We start from the raw sequence: 23,422 nt of genomic DNA on the forward strand, positions 1-23,422 counted from the left end.
GCAAGATCCGGCTCACAGCCCCCAGACCTGGGAGATGCGCACGAAACCGCTCTGGCCGTCGCGGTGCTTCACCTTCGCCCAGCCTGCAGGCGCGGCTTCGGTGAGCGGTTCGAGCAGTACGCGGCGTTCCGCTTCGAACACCAGCGGTGCGTCGTCTTCCGCACGAACCAGGATGCGCGCGCGCTCGGCGGTGACAATCACCATGCGTGCCGGTGCCAGCGAGGCCGCCTCGACCCAGGCGAGCATGCCGCCCGGTTCGCGTACCTTGACCCATCCGGTCTGGCTGCGCACCACCTCGACCGGCGTGTGGCGTGCAATGACGAACTGCTGGCGCGCCTGCCGGGACGGCGCGTCGTACATCACCGCAACATCCGACAGCGACCGGTACTCGACGCCCGCCGCCTGCGCGGCAAGCGGGCAGACGAGGGCGGCCAGTGCCGCACACGCGGCCTGCTTCATCACTGCACCGTGGCGCCGTTCTGGCCTTCGGGCGGCTGCTGCATGCGTTGCTGGTAGATCGATTCGAAATTGACCGGAGCCAGCACGACCGGCGGAAAGCCGGCGCGATTGACCGCGTCCGACACGCTTTCACGGGCGTACGGGAACAGGATCGTCGGGCACGCGATGCCGAGGATGGGCTGGATGTCTTCGTTCGGCACGTTGCGGATCTGGAAGATGCCGGCCTGACGGACTTCAACCAGGAACATCGTCTTCTCTTCGAGCTTGGCCGTGACGGTGACGGTCAGCGTCACGTTGAACACGCCTTCCTGCACGGCCTTGCCTTCGGTCTGCAGCTGGATCTGCACGGTCGGATTCTCGCGCGTCAGGAAGATTTCCGGCGCGTTAGGGACTTCGAGCGACAGATCCTTGACGTAAATCTTCTCGATGGAAAACACCGGGCCCGTGGGCTGTTGGGGTTGCACTGCTTCTTCGGCCATTTTTCGCTTCTCGGTTGGGGGTTAAGGCTGCAAAAACCGGCTCACGCCTGCAGCAGGGGGTCTAACTTGCCTTCGCGGTCGAGTGCATGCAGATCGTCGCACCCGCCCACGTGGTAATCGCCTATGTAGATCTGCGGCACGGTACGCCGGCCGGTGCGCTCCATCATTTCGGACCGACGGTCCGGATCGATGTCGATGCGCACCTTCTCGATATCGGTCACACCCTTGCTCGTCAGCAGGCGTTCGGCCTGCGAGCAATACGGACAAAAACCGCTTGTATACATCAGCACGCGTGCCATGGCATCACTTCTTTGTCAGCGGCAGACTGGCCTGTTCCCAGGCACCGATCCCGCCGTCCAGCGCGAAAACCTTCTCGAAACCCGCCTTGCGCAGCGCGGAGCAGGCACTCGCCGAGCGCTGCCCGCTGGCGCAGACGACGATCAGCGGCCGCTGCTTGAACTTTTCCAGTTCGCCCAGCCGCTGTGCAACTTCGCCCGCCGGGATGTGTCGCGCGCCATTGATGTGGCCCTTGGACCACTCCGCCTGATCACGCACGTCGATCACCTGCGCGTCTTCGCGGTTGATCAGCTGCGTGGCCTGGGCCGGTGACAGGCGCGGGCCGGATACCTTCTGGCGAATGGTCAGGATGATGAGTCCGGCACCGCTCATGAAAGCGGTGATGGCCCAGATGTAGTTGGTTGTTACGAAGTCCATGGAGTCTGAGAGCAGCCAGTGTGGGGGGCGGAATGAAGTCGCATGCCCGGGTGAGCGGACCGTCGTATGGAAGCATCCGACCACTTGATGCGCGTCGAAACGCGCAGGTATGTCGATTTTTTACCGGACCGCGAAATGCTTTTTCTGGGAAAATGTCGATTTTAGCCCAAGCGCGCGCGGCTCACCTACCGACCACGAATCAGTAGCGCAACTCTCCGCCGCAGGATGCCGCGCGCGACCCGATCCCACCCTACAGATCCCACCTCATGTACAAGCTCGTTCTGTTGCGCCATGGCGAATCCGTCTGGAACAAGGAAAACCGTTTCACCGGCTGGACCGACGTCGGTCTGACCGAGAAGGGTGAAATCGAGGCGCGCGAAGCCGGCCGCCTGCTCGCCCGCGAGTCCTACCGCTTCGATGTGGCATTCACGTCGGTGCTCAAGCGCGCCAACAAGACGCTGTATGTTGCGCTCGAACAAATGAACCTGATGTGGATTCCGATCCGCCCGACCTGGCGCCTGAACGAGCGCCACTACGGTGCCCTGCAAGGTCTGGACAAGGCGCAGACGGCACAGCGCTTCGGCGAGGAACAGGTGCTGGCATGGCGCCGCTCCTACGACACGCCGCCGCCGGCGCTGGAGGAGGACGACCCGCGACTCGACCGCAAGAACCCGCGCTACGCCGAAGTGCCGAACGAATGCTTTCCGCGCACCGAGTGCCTGAAGGACACCGTGGCGCGCGTGCTGCCGTTCTGGAGCGCGGAAATCGTGCCGCAGATCAGGGCTGGAAAGAACGTGCTCATCGTCGCCCACGGCAACAGTCTGCGTGCGCTGATCAAGTACCTCGACAATGTGTCCGAGCAGGACATCCTCGGCCTCAACATCCCGACTGCACAGCCGCTGGTCTATGAGCTGGACGACGATCTGAAGCCGATCCGTCATTACTACCTGGGCGACCAGGAGGCCATCAGGGCCGCCATCGACGCCGTGGCCAACCAGAGTCGCGCCGTTCCGCAGCGCCAGCGGCCGCCGATTCCGGACACCGACGAGGCGCAGACCGAGCAACGCCCGCCGTGGATGGAGTGACCGTCCGGTTCCTCCTTGCCCTGCTGTGCGCCCTGCCGCTGACCGCACACGCTGAACGCTCGGTCCAGTCCAGTCCGGAACAGCTCAAGGCACTGCAGCAGCGCATGGAAGCGCTGCGTGACGAGCTCAACCAGTCCGAAAGCGCGCACCGCGAGGCGCGCGACGAACTGCGCAGTTCAGAGAAAGCCATCTCCGACGCCACCCGCGCGCTGCGCGACATCAGCCGGCAGCGCAAGGAGGTCGAGACGTCACTCGCCCGCACGCGCGCCGACATCGCCACCGGCGAAACGACACTGCAGCGCCAGCAGACACAACTTGCACAACTGCTGCGCGGACACCAGCGCGCCGGCGAAGCCGATGCGCTGCGCCACCTGCTGTCGGGCACCGACCCGAACCAGAGCGCGCGCGACCTGCACTACCTGCGCAGCCTGTCGCGCAGCCAGCTCGCGCTGATGGACACGCATCGCGCCGCGCTGGCGCAGCAGCGCGAGCTGCTGGCGCAGCAGGACAGCCAGCTCGAACAGGTGCGCACACTTGAGGCGGAGCGCGAACGCGAACGCGAACGACTGGCTGCCGAAAACAATGTGCGCCGCAAGGTGCTCGAACGACTGGCCACGCAGTTGCGCACCGAACGTCGCGAACTGGCCACGCTCAAGCGCGACGCGGCGAGACTCGGCCGGCTGATCGAAGCCCTGTCGAAGAAAAGTGCGCGCACCGTGCCGCGCCCGGCGCCCGGCGGACTGCCCCCTGCAGATGACCCGGAACCCGCCCGCAACAAGGCGGACACGGGTCCGGTCGTGCAGTCGCTGCCGGTCGATCACGGCGGCCAGCCCTTCGTCAGGTTGCGCGGCAAACTGCCGTGGCCGGCAAGCGGCGAACTTGCGCGCCGCTTCGGTGCCCAAAGCGCCGATGGCGGCACACCGCTGCGCGGCATTTTCATCCGTGCCGGTGCCGGCGACGTGAAAGCCGTGGCGGCGGGCACCGTGGTGTTCGCCGACTGGCTGCGCGGCTTCGGCAACCTGATCATCGTCGACCACGGTGACCATTACCTCAGCATCTACGGCAACAACGAAGCCCTGCTCAAAGGCGTGGGGGCACGCGTCGGCAGTGGCGAGAACATCGCCTCGATCGGCAGCAGCGGTGGGGCTCTGGAATCGGGTTTATACTTTGAATTGCGGCATCAGGGACAGGCGCTGGATCCCTTGAAATGGGTTTCCCGCTAGATTTCCGGCCGATACACACGCGGAGTGCTTTCGATGCAAAAGAAGCTGCAGCAAACCGGCCTGATCATGATCGGGCTTTGTGCAGGCGTGCTGCTCAGTCTCAATTTCTCCGCCAATGCGAACAAGACGCCCGGCAGCAGCCTGCCGGTTGAAGAGCTCCGCCAGTTTGCCGACGTCCTCAACGCGGTCAAGGCCAGCTATGTCGAGCCGGTCGATGACAAGAAGCTGATCACCCAGGCCATCAGCGGAATGCTGTCCGGCCTCGACCCGCACTCCGCCTACCTTGACCAGGATGCGTTCAAGGACCTTCAGGCAGGTACCCAGGGCGAATTCGGCGGCCTCGGCATCGAAGTCGGCATGGAAGACGGATTCGTCAAGGTGGTGTCGCCGATCGAGGACACCCCCGCGTTTCGCGCCGGCATCAAGTCCGGCGACCTGATCATCAAGCTCGACGACACCTCGACCAAGGGGCTGAACCTCAGCGATGCGGTCAAGCGCATGCGCGGCAAACCGAATACCAGCATCCGCCTGACCATCGCGCGCAAGGGCGAAACCAAGCCGATCGAAGTGACGCTGATGCGCGAAGTGATCAAGGTGCAGAGCGTGAAGTCCAAGCTGGTCGAGCCAGGCTACGGCTACCTGCGGCTGACCCAGTTCCAGGAGCAGAGCGCGGAAGATCTGGCCAAGCACATCGGCAAACTCTACAAGGACGGCGAGCTGAAAGGACTGGTGCTCGACCTGCGCAATGATCCAGGCGGTCTGCTGCACGGCGCGGTCGGCGTGTCGGCCGCCTTCCTGCAACCGAAGGCGCTGGTGGTGTCGACCGACGGGCGTACGGATGACGCGAAGCGCCGCTTCATCGCATCGCCGGAAGACTACCTGCGCGGCAGTCGCGACGACTTCCTGCAGAGCCTGCCGGCGGGTGCCAAATCGGTGCCGCTGGTGGTGCTGGTGAATTCGGGTTCGGCTTCGGCTTCGGAAATCGTCGCCGGCGCGCTGCAGGACCACAAGCGCGCAGTCATCATGGGCACCCAGACCTTCGGCAAGGGCTCGGTGCAGACCATCATGCCGCTGACCAACAATACGGCGATCAAGCTGACCACGGCGCGCTACTACACGCCGAATGGCCGCTCGATCCAGGCCAAGGGCATCGTGCCGGACATCGTCGTCGAGGAAAGTGCGAACGGCAGCAGCGGGTTGCGTCTGCGCGAAGCCGATCTTGACCGTCACCTGAACAACGACAAGGACGTGGAGATCCCCGCCATGCCGACCGATGCGGGCGCCAAGGGCAAGGCAGCGCCTGCGAAGGACGAAGAGGACGACAAGCAGGCCGCGCCATTTGAATTTGCGACCAAGACCGACTATCAGTTCACGCAGGCGCTGAATCTGCTGAAGGGCCTGCAGATCATGCAGAAGAACTGAGCTGCGACCGCGTCCGCGCGGTCCGGCCAGCGTGTCCGAAGTCCGCACGCGGATCTTCGGAACTACCGGATTGAGGAGCTCAATGATGGCCGCGCATGCAAGCCAGCGTCGTTTCGGTCGCGAACACCGCGCCCCGCGCAAGCCGGGCTATGGCCCGCAGGCCGGCCTGATGAAACACCGCGAAGTGCGCTTCAGCCTGCGCAGCTACGAGCGGATCGATGAGGCCGGCCGCTTTCTGACCGCGCAGGGCAACATCACTGTCACCGGTCGCCGCGGTCGGGCTCTGGCCATCGAATACAGTCTGGCCGAGCACAGTTTCCGCAGCATCGAACGGCTGCTCGGCCAGCACGGCTTTCACACCGACACCGGGCTGGTGATGCGCATCGTGCGTGCGCTGCTGCACTTCTGCGAAGACACCCAGCTGCGCAACCTGCGGCAACCGGAGCGGCTGATCAAGAAATCGAACGAAATCTATGTCAAGGCCTGGCAGCATCATCCGCACGGCGACCATGACGACACGCCGACCGAACTGCGCGATTACCGCTGACACCGCACGGCGGCACCCTCATCTGCAATGAACGACGAACAACTGCTGCGCTACAGCCGGCACATCCTGCTGGACCCGATCGGCATCGAAGGACAGGACAGACTGCTCGCCTCGCGCGCCCTGATCGTCGGTGCCGGGGGTCTGGGCTGCCCGGCCGCGCTGTACATGGCGGCCGCCGGTGTCGGCACGCTGGTGATTGTCGACGATGACGAAGTCGATCTGACCAACCTGCAGCGGCAGGTGCTGCACCGGCAGCATTCGGTCGGGCGGGCCAAGGTCGAGTCGGCGCGAGAAGCGCTGCACGACATCAATCCGGGCATCGAGGTGATTGCGCTCAAGACCCGGCTGGCCGGCGACGCTTTGCGCGAACAGGTCGAGGCGGCCGACGTGGTGCTCGACTGCAGCGACAATTTTGCCACCCGCCATGCCATCAACCGCGCCTGCGTGGCCGCGCGCACGCCGCTGGTGTCCGGCGCTGCGATCCGTTTCGACGGTCAGGTGTCGGTGTTCGACAGCCGCGGCGTCGACGCGCCCTGCTACCACTGCCTGTTTCCGGAAGGTGGCGACGCCGACGAGGTGCGTTGCGCAGTGATGGGCGTGTTCGCGCCGCTGACCGGCATCATCGGCACGATGCAGGCCGCCGAAGCGCTGAAGCTGCTGGCGCACACCGGTCAGTCGCTGGCCGGCCGGCTGCTGCTGCTCGACGCGCTGGGCATGGAGTGGCGCAGCATCACGCTGCCGCGCGACCCCGCGTGCGAAGTGTGCGCCCCCCGGACCTGACCCGCCCGGCTCCCGCCCCCTTGCACCTTGAATCTTGATCCCGCCTCAATGCAGCTTGACGTGCGGCTCCGTACTGCGCTTGATGATGCGCGCCAGCGCGTCGATCGAGCTCTTGATCCAGCCGTGTAGCGCGATCTGGTGCATCTGGTACAGCGAGCGATACATCACGCGCGCCACCAGACCTTCGATGAACATGCTGCCGCCGATGATGCCGCCCATCAGGTTGCCGGTTGCGCCGGTCTTGCCCAGTGACACCAGCGAGCCGAAGTCCTTGTACTTGAACGGGCCGGGATCGCCCTTGCCGAACAGGCGCATGTCGAAAATCTTCACCAGATAGCTGGCCTGCTGGTGTGCCGCCTGGGCACGCGGCGGAATCGTGCCTTCGCCATCCAGCCAGACGCAGGCCGCACAGTCACCGAAGGCGAACACGTCCGGGTCTCGCGTGCTGGTCAGGTGATCATCCACCACCAGCTGGTTGATGCGGTTCGATTCCAGTCCGCCGAAACCGGCAAGCATGTTCGGCGCCTTGATGCCGGCCGCCCACACCATCAGGTCGGCGCGGATGAACTGGCCGCTGGCCGTGGCCAGACCGTCCTTGCTCACTTCGCTGACCCGTTCGGACTTCAGCACATCGATGCCCATCTTCCTGAGCAGGCCTTCGACCGAAACCGAAATTCGCGTCGGCAGCGCCGGCAGCACGCGTTCGGCCGCCTCGATCAACGTGATCCGGACGTCCTGCCGCGGGTCCATGCTGTGCACGCCAAAGGCCCGCAACACCTTGCTGGTGTGCCGCAGCTCGGCCGACAGTTCGACGCCGGTTGCGCCGGCACCGATGATGGCGATCGACACCTGGTGTGGCTCACCGCGCTCGGCGCGCGCATCGGCACGCATGCAGGCGGCCACCAGCTTCTGCCGGAATCGTTCGGCGTCGTGGGTCGAGTCGAGCGCCATCGTGAACTCGTCCGCGCCCGGGATGCCGAAGGTATTCACCGTGCTGCCGATGGCGATCACCAGATAGTCGTAATGGAGTTCGCGCTCCGGCAGCATGGGGTCACCGTCGAAGTCCGGCACCGCCTCGATGCGGATGGTCTTGCGATCGCGGTCAATCGCCGTCATGCAGCCAAGCTGGAACTCGAAGCTGTGCCAGCGCGCCTGGGCGACGTATTCGAGCCGGTGCATGTGCATGTCCATGCGTCCGGCGGCGACTTCGTGCAGATGAGGCTTCCAGATGTGGATCGGCGATGCATCGACCAGCACCACGTCGGCCAGACCCTTTTCGCCGTAGCGGTCACCGAGACTGGTGACGAGTTCGAGACCGCCCGCGCCGCCACCCACCACCACGATGACGGGTTTTTTCTGATGATTCATAGTGTCCGGAAGCAGAAAGATTGATGCACGCGAATTGTGCATCAGCAACCGTCGCTTGTGCTCGACACCCGTCCGGATGCTGCACAAATGAAACAGCCGGTGCGGCCGCTCAGTGCCTGCGCCAGGAAAGCAGCACGGCGATCAGCGCCAGTGCGACCAGCCACGCGAGCGACCACTCCGGAATGTCGAGTCCGAAGATCGGCGGCAGCTTTGCGCCGCAGGCGCCGTCGGCGAAGAACAGTTGCGGCAGCCATTGCGCGGGCGGCAGGCTGTTGACGAAATCCTCGACCGGATCGAGACCGCAGCTGACCGACGGGTGGTACAGCACATAGACATGCCGACCGGCAATCGCAGCGCCCGCGCCGGCGACCAGCGCCGCTAGCCACAGACCGCTGCGCGACAGCGCACCACCGAACAACGCGCTCAGCAACAGGAACAGGCCGGTTCCGGCAAAGGCGTAGCGCTGCAGGATGCACAACGGGCACGGCGCCAGGCGTTCGACGTGCTGCAGGTAGAGCGCATAGGCAACGAGGCCGAAACAGAGGTAGGACAGGACGAACAGCAGGCGGGTACGGGCGATCGGGGTCATCGGACGCTCAGGTAGACGGACAGGCGGACCTTCAGGCAGAAGCTCGGGACGATGGAAAGAGCGGTACGCAACGGTGTGCGCTCAAAGCACATAGCGGGCAAGATCTTCGCTCTGCGACAGTTCACCCAGGCGGACGTCGACGTAGGCGGCATCGACGGTCAGTGCGCTGTCGTGCCGGCCGGCGTCGAAGGACACGTCTTCCAGCAGCTTTTCCATCACCGTATGCAGACGGCGCGCGCCGATGTTCTCGGTACGCTCGTTCACCGACCAGGCGACTTCGGCCAGCCGGCGGATACCGTCGGCGGTGAAATCCAGCGTGACGCCGTCGGTGCCCAGCAGCGCACTGTACTGGCGCGTCAGGCAGGCGTCGGTGGCGGTCAGGATGCGTTCGAAATCCTCCACCGACAAGGATTCGAGTTCGACCCGGATCGGGAAGCGGCCCTGCATTTCAGGTATCAGGTCGCTCGGCCGCGACAGGTGGAAGGCGCCACTGGCGATGAACAGGATGTGATCGGTCTTCACCATGCCGTACTTGGTGCTGATGGTCGTGCCTTCGACCAGCGGCAGCAGGTCGCGCTGCACGCCCTGGCGCGACACGTCTGCACCACCGTGCTCCGAGCGCGTGGCAATCTTGTCGATCTCGTCGAGGAACACGATGCCGTGCTGCTCGACCGCGAGCCGCGCCTGCTGCTTCACCTCGTCCTCGTTCACCAGCAGGGCAGCCTCTTCGTCGGTCAGCACGCGCATCGCTTCCGCGATGGTCATGCGACGCCGGCTGCGACGCGGGTTGCCCATGTTCTGGAACATCGACTGCAGCTGACCGGACAGTTCCTCCATGCCCGGCGGCGTCAGTATTTCCATCGACTGCGCCGACTGCGCGACCTCGATGTCGATCTCCTTGTCGTCCAGTTCGCCCTCGCGCAGCTTCTTGCGGAATTTCTGCCGCGTGCCGGATTCTTCGGCCGGCGGCGCGTCGGTGCCGAAACCGGTCGGGCGGGCCGGCGGCAGCAACACGTCGAGAATGCGGTCTTCCGCGGCGTCCTCTGCGCGCGTGCGCGAGGCCTTCATCGCGCGCTCGCGCAGGTCCTTGATCGCGATTTCCATCAGGTCGCGGATGATGCTGTCGACATCGCGCCCGACGTAGCCCACCTCGGTGAACTTCGTCGCCTCCACCTTGATGAAGGGCGCGTTGGCCAGGCGCGCCAGCCGGCGCGCGATCTCGGTCTTGCCGACCCCGGTCGGGCCGATCATCAGGATGTTCTTCGGCGTGATTTCGGTGCGCAGCGGCTCGGCCACCTGGGCGCGACGCCAGCGGTTGCGCAGCGCCACGGCAACCGCGCGCTTGGCGCGCGTCTGCCCGACGATGTGCTTGTCGAGTTCGGACACGATTTCGGAGGGCGTCATGGTGTGACTGGAAGCGGCAGTATTCATCACCATTCGATCACTTCGATGGTGTGGCTCTGGTTGGTGTAGATGCACAGGTCACCCGCGATGCCGAGTGACTTTGAAATCACGTCGCTGGCGGACAGTTCGGTGTTTTCGATCAGTGCGCGGGCGGCCGCCTGGGCGTAGGCGCCGCCAGAGCCTATGGCAACGATGCCGCCTTCCGGTTCAAGCACATCGCCGTTGCCGGTGATGATCAGCGACGATTCGCGATCGGCCACGGCGAGCATGGCTTCCAGCCGGCGCAGCATGCGATCGGTGCGCCAGTCCTTGGCCAGTTCGACCGCACTGCGCAGCAAGTGCCCCTGATGCTTCTCCAGCTTGGTCTCGAAACGCTCGAACAGCGTGAAGGCGTCGGCCGTACCGCCGGCGAAACCGGCCAGGATGCGGCCCTGATACAGGCGACGCACCTTGCGTGCCGTGGACTTGACGACGATGTTGCCGAGCGTGACCTGGCCGTCGCCGCCGAGCGCAACCTGCCCCGGACGGCGCACCGAAAGGATGGTCGTGCCGTGAAACTGTTCCATGCCTGATCCTGATGAAGCAGAGAGGTCGCGTACTTTACCCCTGCGGACGCGACCGGGTGGGTCGATTCAGAAATGCCGCTGCTGGATTTCCGCCACCGCAGCCACGCCGATCAGCACGAACAGCGCTGCAATCATCGGGCGCACCTCGACGAATCGCGGCTGGCGACCCGTGGCCTGCACAGCCGTGATCACGTTGAACAGCAGGCCGGCACTGATGAAATCCATGCGCTTCAGATCGCAGCATTCGACCTTCAGGACGCCCGGCGGGTGATCGCCGGCCGTCAGCACGGCGAAGGCATCCTGCCTGGCACCGGTGATTTCGCCCTGCAATGCCACCGCCTGCTTGCCGGTCGCTTTGGCCGGTTCCGGTGCGCACGGCAGCAGCGTGGCCGACACCCAGCGCGCATCCCATGACGGCGGTGACTGTTCGAACGTCACCGCGTACTGGATGGCAAATTCCTCGAATGCCGCCTCGTCGCCCAGTTGCTGCAGTGTTTCCAGATAGAGCAGCCACTGTTCCGGCAGCGCCGCCGTGCCCGGAATGACGCGCGGTGCGAGCAGATCCCGCAGGGGAGTGACATTGATCATCGCCACCCGATGCCCGCTGCGCCGGACTTTCACCAACGCCTCGGTGAGCATTCTCGCGCCATCCTCGTCCACATCCTGCACCCGGGCGGTGTCCAGCCTGAGCAACGGTGTCTTGCACGCGAGGCGGTCGAACTGGTCGATGATTGCGCGGCTGGCCTCGGACAGCTTGCCGGACAAGGTCAGCGTCGGCGGGCCGTTGGCTGCGCCCCTGGACGGACTCGCCGGCCAGGTCGGCGCCGAGCGCTCGAAACGTTCGGCATAGGCCAGTGCATGCGCCTCGAACGCGTCGCAGCGACCGAGCGCGTGGCACAGATCGAACAGCATCGACCACACCTGCTCGGCGGAACTGCCCAGATCGTCGAAGGTGGCGCGCTCCAGTGCATTCAGTGCGGCTTCATCCTCTCCATTGGCAAACAGCATCGCCGCTTCTTCGACCACCGGGTGAAGTCCGCTGGAAACGTCCTGCACCTCCAGCTCGCCCTTGCCCATGCGGCGCGCGCCTTCGAGTGGGTCGCGCGAGATGAAGTCGAGCGATATCAGGCCGCCGGACGGCGACACACTCGGCAAAACGCTGGGCGGCCCGCTCGCTGGCGCGCTCGGGGGCGGCGTGCTCTGGGGCGGACGCGAGACTGCACCGCCACGGGCGGGCTGCACGGGCTTGCGCGTCTCGACCTGCGGAGCAGGTGATTTCTTGAAGAATGAAAAGGCCACGGGAGGAAAGATATCGGGTCAACCCGAAGGGTTAACGGCACTGCTTGCACAAAATCGATACAGATCTTTACTTTACCCCGCAAACCCTCCGCGCTGCGCGCCGATCCGGTAAGCAGACGTGACAGGCGCCCGCCCACCGGGTCGTTGCGCTCAGAAATTCATCCGCAGACCCGCCATGACGCTGCGCCCGGGCAGCGGTGCAATCGTCTTCAGGAAGGACACGTGATTGCGCGCTTCGGTATCGAACAGGTTGTTGCCGCGCAGCCAGGCCTCCCATCCCAGGCCACCCGCTGTGAAGCCATAGCTGGCAAATGCATTGACCAGCGTGTAGCCCGCAGTCGGCGTGCCGTCGCTGTCTACCCGGTCCTGCCGGCGCACGCCCTGCGCCTCGAGCCGCAGTTGCAGCCGGTCGCGATGCCAGTTCAGTGCGGCCAGCGCTCGCATCGGCGCAATGCGCGGCAGCGGCTCGCCGGTGTCGCGGTTGCTGGCACGCACCATGTCGGCCTGCAGATCGAGGTGCAGTTCGCCGGCGCAGCGGCACAGCAGCAGGTGCGCCTGCGCCTCGACACCGGTGAATTTGGCCGGCACCGCGTTGTAGGTGAATTCAGGCAATTCACCTGCGGGGTCGATCAGGCCGTCCTCTTCGCGGTTGCGCCCGCTGCCCGACAGCGCGATGTAGTTGTTGAAGCGGCTGTGGAAGACGCCGACGCTGCCGCTGTGCTCACCGCTCTTGACCCGAAGCTGCAGGTCGATCGAGTTCGATTTCTCGGTATCGAGCGCGGTGTTGCCCAGTTCGTAATTGCCGGTGGCGGCATGCGGGCCGTTGGCGAACAGCTCGTAAAAGGTCGGTGCGCGCTCGGTGTGCGCCAGCTGGCTGGCCACCGAGAACACGTCGTTCAGCGGGTAGATGGCGCCGAAGGCGGCGCTGCGCGCCGTGAAGCGGCGCTCCTGCGACGGGTCGAAGCGCGGCGTTCCGGGGTTGTTCGCGTCATCCGGCCCACCGCCATCGGTACCGACTTTCACCCGCTCGATGCGCCCGCCGAAGGTGAGCTTGAGGTCGCCGACCTTCGTTTCCTCGAACACGAACAGCGCGCGTGTATCGGTGCGGGTCGACGGCACGAAGGCCTCCGCGCCGAGCGCCGAAAAGTCGCTGCTGTCCAGCTGCACGCCGAACACGCCGCGGAAGGCACCGATCGGCGCATGGCTCGCCTCGACCCGGAAATCCGTACCCTTGTTGAAGAATCGCGTCTCGGGCGCGCCATCGTCCAGTTCGACATGCTGGTAATCGGTGTGACCGGCGCGGAATTTCAGGCCGGTGATGAAACCGCCCAGATCGCGCGCCTCGCCGGCCAGGTCCCAGCGCTCGCTGCGCATGTCGATGGTGATCGACGGCTCGGCGACCGTGCCGTACAGCGTGTCGTACTGACCATAGGACGCGCCGACATAGCCCTTGTCGCCGGCCAGCGAAAAGCCGATGCCGCCGCCCTCGCTTTCGGCTGCCGAATTGCGCAGCCGCGATGCGCCGCTGCTGCGTGGAATGCGCAGGTCGCTGGTGCGGCGGCTGAAACCGTCCACATGCAGATTGAAGCCATTGGCGCCGTATTCGGCCCGACCGGCGACGGCGCGCGTCGAATCGGCACCGCCGACCACGCCGTCGAGGCGGCCGCTGGCACCGGACAGCGCCCCCTGGGGGATGCGGTTGTCCAGCGTATTGACCACACCGCCGACCGCATTGCCGCCATACATCAGCGCCGCCGGGCCGCGCACCACCTCGACCCGTTCGATCACCAGCGGATCGGTCGTGACCGCATGATCGAAGGAGAGCGACGACGCATCGACCGTCGCGCCGCCGTTGCTCAGGATGCGCACCCGATCACCGTCGAGGCCGCGGATGACCGGACGGCTCGAATTCGGTCCGAACCAGGTGCTGCTGACGCCGGGCAGCGTGCCCACGGTTTCGCCCAGCGTACTGGCGCCGCGCAGCGTCAGGTCGTTGCCGTCCATGACCGAGACCGGGCTGACCAGATCCGACAGGTCGCTGCCGAGCGGATTGCCGGTCACGACGACGGTGGGCAGGTCCTTGATGGTTTGCGCCGCGACCGGCACGGCCATGGCTGCGATCGAAGCGGCCATGACGGCGCTCCGCACTGGATGCGAGTGGTACATGAAGCTCCCCCTGGCCCGATAGGGCATGGCCGCGCGCGCGGCGCAGCCGGTCTGTCACTGGATGGATCGCGCCGTGGAGGTGGCGCGCTGCGTCAGATCAGGGAGGAAAAAGGCGGGCCGTGCGCCCGCTGCTCAGGCAGCCGGCAGGCTGCTGATTGCACCGCTGCGGCGCTGCTGAACACATGGCCGAGGCGGGTGTGGTTCAGCCCCGGCAGCGCGACCGGAAGCGCCGCATTCAGCGCATGACCCGACAGGCAGTCTGCACACGACACCGCATGCAGCCCCGAGCCATGTTCCGATCCGGCGAAAGGATGAAGAGCAGGATGTGCAGCGGGCTGCACACCGGACTGGACGCCGGACGCTGCATGATGTTCGTACGCATGCACCAGTGCCACATGCTGTGCGCCAAGCAGGCACAGCAGCAGCAGGACGCGACGAAGCACGAACAGGGGATTCATGACGGCGGAACCGCCTCAGTCGCCGTAAAGCTTCTGCAGGCGCTCGCGCCGTTCCTGCGCTTCGATGGTCAGCGTCGCGGTCGGACGGGCCAGCAGGCGGCCGATGCCGATCGGCTCGCCGGTTTCGTCGCAATAGCCGTATTCCCCTGCGTCAATGCGGTCGATTGCCTGTTCGATCTTCTTCAGCAGCTTGCGCTCGCGGTCGCGGGCGCGCAGTTCCAGCGTGTGCTCTTCTTCGACCGTCGCGCGGTCGGCCGGATCGGACACGTTATCGACTTCCCGCATGTGCTCGACCGTTTCATCGGCCTTGCGCAGGATGTCATCCCGCATGCGGGCGAGCAGGCCGCGGAAAAACGCGAGCTGCGCCTCGTTCATGTAATCCTTTTCCGGCATTTTCAGCATGTCGGCTTCGGTCAGCGGCTTGTCTGCCTTGCCGGCGTTCTTGGTGGCCATCCGCGGGGACTCCCAAGTTGGAAAGAGCGGGAGGATACCAATGTTTGCAGTAAAACAAGAGCCGCGTTGTCACGCCACGCGGATGAGCAGCCCTTTGAGGTACTCGCCTTCCGGAAAAGCCAGTCCCACCGGGTGATCGACCCCTGCCGAAAGCCGCCGCAAAACGCGTGCGCCGACACCGGCATCGGCCGCTGCGTCGCCGACGATGCCCTGGAACATCGCCGGGTCGATGCCGGCCGAACACGAATAGGTCATCAGCAGACCGCCCGGCGCCAGCAGGCGCAGTCCGAGCAGGTTGATGTCCTTGTAGGCGCGTGCAGCCGACTTGGCGTGCGACGCCGACGGTGCGAACTTCGGCGGGTCGAGCACCACCAGATCGAATTTGCGGCCTTCGGCGCGCAGCGTGCGCAGGTGCTGGAATACGTCCGCTTCGAGCCAGGCGGCGCGGCCGGCGTCCAGGCCGGGGTTGTGCGCCATGTTGGCGCGGGCCATTTCGAGCGCCGGGCCGGACGAATCGATCGACAGCACCTCGGTCGCCCCGCCGGCCAGCGCGTGCAGCGAAAAGCCGCCGGTGTAGCAGAAGCAGTTCAGCACCCGCCGGCCCTCGGCCAGTTCGCCGCACAAGCGGCGGCTGTCGCGCTGGTCGAGATAGAAACCGGTCTTGTGGCCGTTGGCCACATCCACTTCTATATTGATGCGGCCTCTGGCGGCGCGCTCGGCAATGACCGGGCGCGCCGCCCCGTCCTCGTGCCCCGCCTCGCCGGTCAGCCAGCCGGTGCGCGCGGCCAGCCCTTCGAACGCGCGCACGTCCGGATCAGAACGTTCATAGATGCGTGAGATGCCGGTGGCCCGAGTCAGCGCGTCGGCGATGGCATCGCGCCACTTCTCGCCCCCGGCGCTGGTGATCTGCAGCACGATCAGGTCGCCGTAGCGGTCGGCCACCACGCCGGGCAGGCCGTCGGATTCGCCATGCAGCAGGCGCACACCGCCAGACGCCCCGAATTCGGGCGCCAGTTCGGGCAGATCGCGCCGCTGCTCGACCGCGCGTGCCACGGTGCGGCGGAAGAAGGCGTCGTCGATGCTTTCGTCGACGAAGGTCCACATGCGGGCACGTATCTGGGACTCGGGCGACAGCGCTGCACGCCCCAGCGCACGGCCATTGCTCGCCTGGACCACCACGGTATCGCCGGGCCGGGCGCGACCGTCGATGCGATCGACCGCACCGGCGAATATCCAAGGGTGGCGCCGCAGCACCGAGCGTTCACGGCCCGGCGCGAGGATCAGGGTGGCGGTCACACCGCGCCGTCCAAACGGGTCAGCTGAGCAAAGCCGACCCTGTGCGAACACAGTAAGCGTGGGGGCCGACGCGCCGCCCACAGGGCCGCCGCTAGGAGTGTAGCGGGGGTTTCGGCGGGCATTGCTCGCCGCCCGCGCAACCGTTCGGGTGTGCAAAGCCGACCCGGTGCGAACGAAGGGAGCGTGGGGGCCGACGCGCCGCCCGCAGGGCCGCCCCAAGGGCGAGCGCAGCCCCCTTGGCGGGGGTGAGGACGGGGTTTCGCAGCGCATGCGCTGCGCCGTCCGAACGGGACGGCTGTGCCCAGCTGACCCTGTGCGAACGAAGTGAGCGTGGGGGCCCTCATCTCAGCCCAACTCGCGGATCAGCGACGCGCCGAGCAACTCGCCGATCCGTTCGAGGTAGAGCGTGCCCATGTCGGGCACGAAACGGTCGGCATCATCCGAACCCAGCGCCAGCAGACCGACGATGCGGGATTCGCGGCGCAGCGGGATCAGCGCGATCGACTGCACCGACGGCGCCGCATCGCCGAACCAGGCCACCACGCCGAGATCGTTCACCGGCCCGCAGTACGGGTGCTTCGCATCGTTGGCGAACACGCGGATGCGCTCCTCGACCGGCGCGAACACGTCGCTGTCGCGCGTCAGCACGCTGTTCCACAGGCGCAGCGCGAGCTGCGGCACGGCGAAGGCGTCGGCCAGTTGTTCGCGCAGCACGTTCATCAGCGCGTCGAAGCTGCCGGCGGTCAGCAGCGCGACCGACAGGGCATGCACGCGTGTCGAAATGAGGTCGTTGTCCTCGCCGAAACGCAACAGTTCGGCCAGCTTGAGCTCCAGCGCCTTGGCCTTCTCGCGCAGCGTCAGGATCTGCCTTTCGGTGATCGAAATGGTGCGGCCGCCGTGCGGGTGCGGGACGTACAGCTGCGCCAGCAGGTCGTGATAATCCTCGAAGAACTGCGGGTGGTCCTGCAGGTAACGCGCGATGTCGTCGGCTCTCATGCCTCGGTCACTCCATATGAATGTCTGCTTCAAAAACGGTCACGGCCGGGCCGGTCATGAAGACCGGCTCACCTTCGCCGGCCCAGCGGATATTCAGTTCGCCGCCGCGCGTGGTCACGCGCACCGGGCTGTCGAGCAGATTCCTGACCACGCCGGCCACTACGGCGGCGCAGGCGCCGGTGCCGCAGGCCAGCGTTTCGCCGGCCCCGCGCTCATACACGCGCAACCGGATGTGATGCGCATCGACCACCTGCACGAAACCGGCGTTCACCCGCGCCGGAAAGCGCGTGTGCGATTCGATCAGCGGCCCCTGCTGCGCGACCGGCGCGGCGTCGACGTCGGCCACCACCTGCACGGCATGGGGGTTGCCCATCGACACGGCAGTGATCGGCACCGCCGTACCCGCCACGTCGAGCGGTTGCACGAAGGCATCGGAGGCGGAATCGAACGGGATGCGCGCCGGATCGAACACCGGCACCCCCATGTTCACGGTGATTTCACCGTCGTCTTCCGCGGTCAGCGTGATGACGCCGGACATCGTTTCGACGCGGATCTGCCGCTTGTCGGTCAGTCCCTGATCCAGCACGAAGCGCACGAAGCAGCGCGCGCCATTGCCGCACTGTTCGACCTCGCCGCCGTCGGCATTGAAGATGCGGTAGCGGAAATCGACGCCCGGCTGCTGCGCGCGCTCGACCAGCAGCAGCTGGTCGCAGCCGACACCGAAGTGGCGGTCGGCCAGGAAGCGCACGCGCGCAGGCGTCAGGTCGACCTGCTGGCGGATGGCATCGATGACGACGAAATCGTTGCCCAGGCCGTGCATCTTGGAAAAGCGCAGCTTCATGCGCGTCCTTTCGTGTGCGCCTTCATTCTGTCGCCAGCGGCACCCAGTCGCGCCACACGCAGCGATTCATCACCACGGTAAGCCCGGCGTCCTTCGCACGCTGCGCGGCGGCTTCGTCGATCACGCCGTCCTGCAGCCAGATGGCCGGCAGGCCGAGCGCGATGGCGCGATCGACCACCGGGCCGACGCGTTCCGGCGCCAGAAAGACATCGACCAGGTCGATGTCGCGCCGCAGCGCTTCCGGAATGTCATCGAGCGACGCGTAGGCCGTTTCGCCCAGCACTTCGGTCACGGCCGGTCGCACCGGCACGATGCGCCAGCCGAAGCCCTGCATGGCACGCGCGACACGATGACTCGGGCGGTTTTCATTCGGGGACAGGCCGACGACGGCCACGGTGCGCGCGCGCCGCAACAGCGCGCCGATGGCCTGCGGCGAAGGATTTTCGAACATGCGCGCATTCTACAGCGCGGGCCGCTGCACGCCGGGCGGGCACTTGTAGCGCTTGTAACCCCAGATGTACTGGTCGGGATAGCGGCGCACCAGTGCCTCGACGCTGCGGTTGATCGCCTCGACGCGCGCCCGCGTGTCACCGGTGACCGGCACCTCGGGCGGCAGGAAGTGCAGATGGAAACCCTGTCCGTCCGGCAACCGCTCGGCGAACACCATCAGCGGGCCTTCGGCATGCTCGGTCAGGCGCGCCGCCAGCGTCATCGTGTAGGCCGGGCGGCCGAAGAAATCCGCCCACACGCCTTCACCATTGGCCGGCACCTGATCGGGCAGGATGCCGACCAGTCCGCCATCGCGCAGCGTACGGAGCAGCCGGCGCACGCCGCCGCCGTCGGCCGCGGCCAGCGACACACCGCCGCCGTCTCGCCCGCGGACCATCAGCGGACCCAGCCAGGCCTGGCGCGGTGCGCGGTACAGCACGGTGATCGGCAGGCGCGAGCCGATCAGTTGCGCCGCCACCTCGAAGGCGCCCATGTGAGGCGTCAGCAGCACCACGCCCCGCCCCCTCGCGTGCAGCGTCTCGACATGCTCCCATCCGGTGACGCCGGTCACCCGGGCCAGCACCTCGGCGCGCGGCCGCATCCATACCCAGGGCAGTTCGAACACGACCCGCCCGGCGCTGGCGGCCGCTGCGTCGATCAGCGCGGCATCGGCATCCGGCACGGCGCGCTTCAGGTTGGCGTCGAATTCCCGACGGAACTTGCCCGACCAGGCGTGCATCCGACGCCCGGCGAACGCGCCTGCCCGCTGCAGGAGGCGCAGCGAACAACGAGACAGCAGACCGAAGACAGCGCCGGCAATCCGGCTTGCCGGGGTGTGAAGAACTGCAGACATCGAGAAATGCTTGGCGCACGGAAACGACAGGACGCGGTAGACTAATGCTTCCGCCGAGTTAAACGAGACAACTTGCAGGGCGGATTAAAAATACTGCTAAAGCGTCGCCTGCCCGCTTCCCGGGGCTGGTTCGACGAACCAGCACAGGGATGATTAAAAAGGAGCAGGCGCATGTCAGATTATTTCTTCACGTCGGAATCGGTTTCAGAAGGCCACCCGGACAAGGTGTCCGACCAGGTGTCCGACGCCATCCTCGATGCCATCCTCGAACAGGACCCGACCGCCCGTGTCGCCGCGGAAACGCTGTGCAACACCGGGCTCGTCGTGCTCGCGGGCGAAATCACCACCACGGCCAACGTCGACTACATCCACGTCGCGCGCGACACGATCAAGCGCATCGGCTACGACAACACCGAGTACGGCATCGACTACAAGGGCTGCGCCGTGCTGGTGGCCTACGACAAGCAGAGCCCGGACATTGCGCAGGGCGTCGATCGCGCCAGCGACGACTATCTGAACCAGGGCGCCGGCGACCAGGGCCTGATGTTCGGCTACGCCTGCGACGAAACAGCGGTGCTGATGCCGCTGGCCATTCACCTGTCGCACCGTCTGGTCGAGCGCCAGGCCCATCTGCGCAAGGACGGCCGCCTGCCCTGGCTGCGCCCGGATGCCAAGAGCCAGGTCACCATCCGCTACGTCGATGGCAAGCCCGAGCGCATCGATACGGTCGTGCTGTCGACCCAGCACGCGCCCGAAATGTCGCTCGAAGCCATCCGCGAGGCGGTGATCGAGGACGTGATCAAGCCGGTGCTGCCGCCCGAACTGGTGAAGGGTGAAATCAAGTATCTGGTGAATCCGACCGGCCGCTTCGTCATCGGCGGCCCGCAGGGTGATTGCGGACTGACCGGCCGCAAGATCATCGTCGACACCTATGGCGGTGCTGCACCGCACGGCGGTGGCGCATTCTCCGGCAAGGACCCGTCGAAGGTCGACCGCTCGGCCGCCTACGCCGCACGCTACGTGGCGAAGAACATCGTCGCCGCAGGCCTCGCATCAAAGGCGCTGGTGCAGGTGAGCTACGCCATCGGCGTCGCCCAGCCGACCTCGATCATGGTCGACACCTTCGGCACCGGCAAACTGTCGAACGAGAAGCTGACCGAACTGGTGAAGCGCCATTTCGACCTGCGCCCGAAGGGCATCGTGCAGATGCTCGACCTGCTGCGCCCGATCTACCAGAAGACCGCCGCCTACGGCCACTTCGGCCGCGACGAGCCGGAATTCACGTGGGAAGCGATCGACAAGGCCGCCGCACTGCGGGCGGACGCGGGATTGTAAGCACCTGCGCTGGATCTGCCGGACATGAAAAAGGCCGCGCAAGCGGCCTTTTTCATGGCGTGTCGGAACCCGACACCCGCCCGCTACTCGACCGGATGCCGGCCGGCGAATGCATCGACCGAATTTTCCGAAATCCGCGTCCACAGGTGCTGTTCGGAGCGGAAGCGGTTCCACGGTTCGAACACCTTGCGGAAGCCGGGACTGGACGCGGCCAGTTCGCGGTACAGGCCGAAGGTTTCCTTCTGGCAGGCGAGCAGGATGTCGCGCGAAAACATGCGCAACCGGGCGCCGCCCTCGATCAGCTTCTTCATCGCCGCCGGATTGCGCGCGTCGTAGCGCGCCTGCATGCCGAGGTGCGCGGCTGCGCAAGCGGCTTCGAGGATGTGGCGGTAGTCGGCCGGCAGCGCGTCATGCGCCGCGCGGTTCACATAGACCGACAGCTGCGGCCCGGCTTCGGCCCAGCCCGGATAGTAGTAATAAGGCGCAACCTTGTAGAAGCCGAGCTTCAGGTCGTCGTAGGGCCCGACCCATTCGGCGGCGTCGATGGCGCCCTTTTCCAGCGCCGGATAGACGTCGGAGCCCGGAATCTGCTGCGGCACCACGCCCAGACGGGTCACGACCTGACCGGCCAGCCCGCCCACGCGCATCTTCAGGCCCTTCAGATCGGCCACGGTGCGGATTTCGCGCCGGAACCAGCCGCCCATCTGCGCGCCGGTGTTGCCGCACGGGAAATTGACAATGTTGTAGCCGGCGAACAGCTCGCGCATCAGCGCCATGCCGCCGCCATCCAGCAGCCAGGCGCTCTGCTGGCGACTGTTCAGGCCGAACGGCATCGCGCAGTCGAAGGCGAAGGTCGGGTCCTTGCCGATGTAGTAATAGGACGCGGAATGACCGCACTCGACCGTGCCTTCGCGCACCGCGTCGAGCACGCCGAACGGCGGCACCAGTTCGTTGGCGGCGAATACCTGGATCTGGAAGCGGCCGCCGGTCGCGGCGTTGACCTGCTGCGCCACCTGTTCGGCAGCGGGAAACAGCGCATCGAGCCCCTTCGGAAAGCTCGACGCCAGCCGCCAGCGGATCGCCGGCTGCGCACCCACCACGGCCGGCGCAGCCAGCAGCGCGGCGGGCGCCGCCTGCAGGAAGGTGCGCCGCCCGCGCGCGCTCACGCGCCGGCTATCCTCATGCGGTCGATCAGGATCGAACCGCACTGTTTCGACCCGCGCACCAGCGTGTCGGCACCCACTTCCTTGATGCCCATGTACATGTCGCGCAGATTGCCGGCAATGGTGATTTCCTGCACCGGCCAGGCGATCTGTCCGTTTTCGATCCAGTAGCCGGCGGCGCCGCGCGAATAGTCGCCGGTCACGTAATTGACGCCGTGACCCAGCAATTCGGTCACCAGCAGGCCGCGCTTGATCGAGCCGATCATGTCCACCAGGCTGCGCGTGCCCGGCTTCACGATGAGATTGTGCGAGCCGCCTGCGTTGCCGGTGGTCTGCATGCCCAGTTTGCGCGCCGAGTAGGTGCTCAGGAAGTAGCCGTTGAGCACGCCGCCCTGCACGATATCGCGGTCCTGCGTCGCCACGCCGTCGTCGTCGAACATGCCGGAACCCATGGCGCGCGGCAGGTGCGGCCGCTCGGCGATGCTGATCAGCGGCGAGAAAATCTGCTTGCCCAGGCTGTCGAGCAGGAAGGACGACTTGCGGTACAGCGAACCGCCGCTGGCCGCCTGCACGAAATGGCCGATCAGGCCGATCGCCAGCGGCGCCTCGAACAGCACCGGCACCCGCGTGGTCTTGACGCGCCGTGCGCCCAGCCGCGCCAGCGCGCGCTCTGCGGCATAGCGGCCGATGGCTTCAGGTGACGGCAGATCGGCCGCCGAACGCTGGCTGGCGTACCAGTCTTCGCGCTGCATCGCGTCGCCCTCGCCGGCGATGACCGAACAGGTGATGTACTGGCGCGAACTCGAGTAACCCGCCATGAAGCCGAGACTGTTGGCCGAAATGAACTGCGACTGCTGGGCCGACACGGAACCGCCTTCCGAATTGCGGATGTCCGGCGACGTGGCGAAGGCGGCGTCTTCGCAGCGCTTGGCGATCTCGATCGCCTGCTCGACCGGCAGCTCCCACGGGTGGTACAGATCGAGGTCGCGGAATTCGGTCGCCAGCAGCGATTCGTCTGGCAGGCCGGCGCAGTCGTCTTCAGCGGTGAAGCGGGCGATCGACAGCGCCGCATCGACCGAAGCGCGCAGTGCATCGCGCGAAAAGTCGCTCGAACTGGCGTAACCCTTGCGCTGGCCGACATAGACGGTGACGCCGACGCCCTTGTCGCGGTTGTATTCGATCGTTTCGACCTCGCCACGGCGCACCGTGACCGACTGGCCGAAGCCTTCGGACACGTCGACCTCGGCCGCGGTGGCGCCGCCGGCACGTGCGTGGTCCAGCAGATCCTGCGCAATCTCGCGCAGGCTGTCATCGGTATAGCTGAAACCCTGTCGGGACATGGGGGCCTATCTCGCAGTGAAATCCGGTGGGGAATCCGCCGCCGGCACGTCACGCCATGGCGTTGCACGGGCGGGCTGCGGCAAAGCTGCAATAATA

25 protein-coding genes are annotated in these 23,422 nt (G+C 66.1%); 6 read left to right on the forward strand and 19 right to left on the reverse strand.

The window, feature by feature from the left end:
• Positions 1-12 precede the first annotated feature (12 nt).
• Genes ACTIFF_RS13805 through ACTIFF_RS13820 form a run of 4 tightly spaced genes read right to left on the reverse strand, consistent with a single transcriptional unit; the run spans position 13 to position 1,652 of the window.
• Positions 13-459 (reverse strand): SH3 domain-containing protein, encoded by a 447-nt coding sequence (locus tag ACTIFF_RS13805; protein ID WP_439537351.1) that lies wholly within the window; start codon positions 457-459, stop codon positions 13-15.
• On the reverse strand, positions 459-938 hold the full coding sequence (gene secB, locus ACTIFF_RS13810; protein WP_306476199.1) for a protein-export chaperone SecB: 480 nt from the start codon (positions 936-938) through the stop codon (positions 459-461). Before secB ends, ACTIFF_RS13805 begins: the two co-directional genes overlap by 1 nt.
• 41 nt (positions 939-979) lie before the next feature.
• Positions 980-1,237 (reverse strand): glutaredoxin 3, encoded by a 258-nt coding sequence (gene grxC / locus ACTIFF_RS13815; RefSeq protein WP_069038542.1) that lies wholly within the window; start codon positions 1,235-1,237, stop codon positions 980-982.
• A 4-nt stretch (positions 1,238-1,241) separates the two neighbouring features.
• Entirely contained in the window at positions 1,242-1,652 is a 411-nt protein-coding gene (locus ACTIFF_RS13820) for a rhodanese-like domain-containing protein (RefSeq protein ID WP_439537352.1), read from the reverse strand.
• A 266-nt stretch (positions 1,653-1,918) separates the two neighbouring features.
• Here ACTIFF_RS13820 and gpmA point away from each other — a divergent pair, with 266 nt between their 5' ends.
• From gpmA to ACTIFF_RS13845, 5 genes are all read left to right on the forward strand, one after another.
• Positions 1,919-2,737 (forward strand): 2,3-diphosphoglycerate-dependent phosphoglycerate mutase, encoded by an 819-nt coding sequence (gene gpmA, locus ACTIFF_RS13825; protein ID WP_439537353.1) that lies wholly within the window; start codon positions 1,919-1,921, stop codon positions 2,735-2,737.
• Positions 2,734-3,960, forward strand: a complete 1,227-nt coding sequence (locus ACTIFF_RS13830; RefSeq protein ID WP_439537354.1) for a murein hydrolase activator EnvC family protein — start codon at positions 2,734-2,736, stop codon at positions 3,958-3,960. The genes gpmA and ACTIFF_RS13830 overlap by 4 nt, the downstream gene beginning before the upstream one ends.
• Before the next feature lie 33 nt (positions 3,961-3,993).
• Entirely contained in the window at positions 3,994-5,382 is a 1,389-nt protein-coding gene (locus ACTIFF_RS13835; protein WP_439537355.1) for a S41 family peptidase, read from the forward strand.
• 85 nt (positions 5,383-5,467) lie between these two features.
• Complete coding sequence (locus ACTIFF_RS13840) at positions 5,468-5,929, forward strand: hypothetical protein (RefSeq protein WP_439537356.1); 462 nt, start codon at positions 5,468-5,470, stop codon at positions 5,927-5,929.
• Positions 5,930-5,956: 27 nt separating this feature from the next.
• On the forward strand, positions 5,957-6,709 hold the full coding sequence (locus ACTIFF_RS13845) for a HesA/MoeB/ThiF family protein (protein WP_439537357.1): 753 nt from the start codon (positions 5,957-5,959) through the stop codon (positions 6,707-6,709).
• Positions 6,710-6,754: 45 nt separating this feature from the next.
• Here the strand turns inward: ACTIFF_RS13845 and ACTIFF_RS13850 are convergent, their stop codons facing one another.
• The 13 genes from ACTIFF_RS13850 to ACTIFF_RS13910 all read right to left on the reverse strand — a co-directional run bounded on the left by ACTIFF_RS13850 (position 6,755) and on the right by ACTIFF_RS13910 (position 19,487).
• Positions 6,755-8,077 carry an NAD(P)/FAD-dependent oxidoreductase gene (locus ACTIFF_RS13850; RefSeq protein WP_439537358.1) on the reverse strand — a complete coding sequence of 441 codons (1,323 nt, stop codon included), beginning with the start codon at positions 8,075-8,077 and terminating at the stop codon, positions 6,755-6,757.
• 109 nt (positions 8,078-8,186) lie between these two features.
• A complete protein-coding gene (locus tag ACTIFF_RS13855) occupies positions 8,187-8,666 on the reverse strand; it encodes a disulfide bond formation protein B (protein WP_439537359.1) in 480 nt (159 codons plus the stop codon).
• Between the two features lie 81 nt (positions 8,667-8,747).
• On the reverse strand, positions 8,748-10,070 hold the full coding sequence (gene hslU / locus ACTIFF_RS13860) for an ATP-dependent protease ATPase subunit HslU (protein WP_439537360.1): 1,323 nt from the start codon (positions 10,068-10,070) through the stop codon (positions 8,748-8,750).
• Between the two features lie 26 nt (positions 10,071-10,096).
• Positions 10,097-10,636, reverse strand: a complete 540-nt coding sequence (hslV, locus tag ACTIFF_RS13865) for an ATP-dependent protease subunit HslV (RefSeq protein ID WP_069038550.1) — start codon at positions 10,634-10,636, stop codon at positions 10,097-10,099.
• Positions 10,637-10,702: 66 nt separating this feature from the next.
• Complete coding sequence (locus ACTIFF_RS13870) at positions 10,703-11,782, reverse strand: STAS domain-containing protein (RefSeq protein ID WP_439537361.1); 1,080 nt, start codon at positions 11,780-11,782, stop codon at positions 10,703-10,705.
• Between the two features lie 303 nt (positions 11,783-12,085).
• Positions 12,086-14,068 carry a TonB-dependent receptor gene (locus ACTIFF_RS13875; protein ID WP_439537362.1) on the reverse strand — a complete coding sequence of 661 codons (1,983 nt, stop codon included), beginning with the start codon at positions 14,066-14,068 and terminating at the stop codon, positions 12,086-12,088.
• Between the two features lie 125 nt (positions 14,069-14,193).
• A complete protein-coding gene (locus ACTIFF_RS13880; protein ID WP_439537363.1) occupies positions 14,194-14,559 on the reverse strand; it encodes a hypothetical protein in 366 nt (121 codons plus the stop codon).
• A 15-nt stretch (positions 14,560-14,574) separates the two neighbouring features.
• Complete coding sequence (gene dksA / locus ACTIFF_RS13885) at positions 14,575-15,012, reverse strand: RNA polymerase-binding protein DksA (RefSeq protein WP_069038554.1); 438 nt, start codon at positions 15,010-15,012, stop codon at positions 14,575-14,577.
• A gap of 69 nt (positions 15,013-15,081) precedes the next feature.
• Positions 15,082-16,308: a class I SAM-dependent rRNA methyltransferase gene (locus ACTIFF_RS13890; RefSeq protein ID WP_439537364.1), complete on the reverse strand. Its 1,227-nt coding sequence runs from the start codon at positions 16,306-16,308 to the stop codon at positions 15,082-15,084.
• Between the two features lie 345 nt (positions 16,309-16,653).
• Positions 16,654-17,304, reverse strand: coding sequence for a DUF484 family protein (locus ACTIFF_RS13895; RefSeq protein ID WP_306476186.1), 651 nt, complete (start codon positions 17,302-17,304; stop codon positions 16,654-16,656).
• Between the two features lie 7 nt (positions 17,305-17,311).
• Positions 17,312-18,145 (reverse strand): diaminopimelate epimerase, encoded by an 834-nt coding sequence (dapF, locus tag ACTIFF_RS13900; RefSeq protein ID WP_439537365.1) that lies wholly within the window; start codon positions 18,143-18,145, stop codon positions 17,312-17,314.
• A 22-nt stretch (positions 18,146-18,167) separates the two neighbouring features.
• A complete protein-coding gene (locus tag ACTIFF_RS13905) occupies positions 18,168-18,596 on the reverse strand; it encodes a CoA-binding protein (RefSeq protein ID WP_306476184.1) in 429 nt (142 codons plus the stop codon).
• Positions 18,597-18,605: 9 nt separating this feature from the next.
• On the reverse strand, positions 18,606-19,487 hold the full coding sequence (locus ACTIFF_RS13910) for a lysophospholipid acyltransferase family protein (protein ID WP_439537366.1): 882 nt from the start codon (positions 19,485-19,487) through the stop codon (positions 18,606-18,608).
• Positions 19,488-19,658: 171 nt separating this feature from the next.
• On the opposite strand from ACTIFF_RS13910, the gene metK reads away from it, so the two are divergent.
• Positions 19,659-20,822, forward strand: coding sequence for a methionine adenosyltransferase (gene metK, locus ACTIFF_RS13915; protein ID WP_439537367.1), 1,164 nt, complete (start codon positions 19,659-19,661; stop codon positions 20,820-20,822).
• A gap of 83 nt (positions 20,823-20,905) precedes the next feature.
• Here metK and ACTIFF_RS13920 read toward each other — a convergent pair whose 3' ends face one another.
• Positions 20,906-21,988, reverse strand: a complete 1,083-nt coding sequence (locus ACTIFF_RS13920; RefSeq protein ID WP_439537368.1) for a TRAP transporter substrate-binding protein — start codon at positions 21,986-21,988, stop codon at positions 20,906-20,908.
• Positions 21,985-23,325, reverse strand: a complete 1,341-nt coding sequence (pmbA, locus tag ACTIFF_RS13925) for a metalloprotease PmbA (protein ID WP_439537369.1) — start codon at positions 23,323-23,325, stop codon at positions 21,985-21,987. The genes ACTIFF_RS13920 and pmbA overlap by 4 nt, the downstream gene beginning before the upstream one ends.
• Between the last annotated feature and the right edge of the window lie 97 nt (positions 23,326-23,422).

The sequence above is a fragment of the Methyloversatilis sp. genome, from assembly GCF_051861465.1.
GTDB lineage: Bacteria > Pseudomonadota > Gammaproteobacteria > Burkholderiales > Rhodocyclaceae > Methyloversatilis.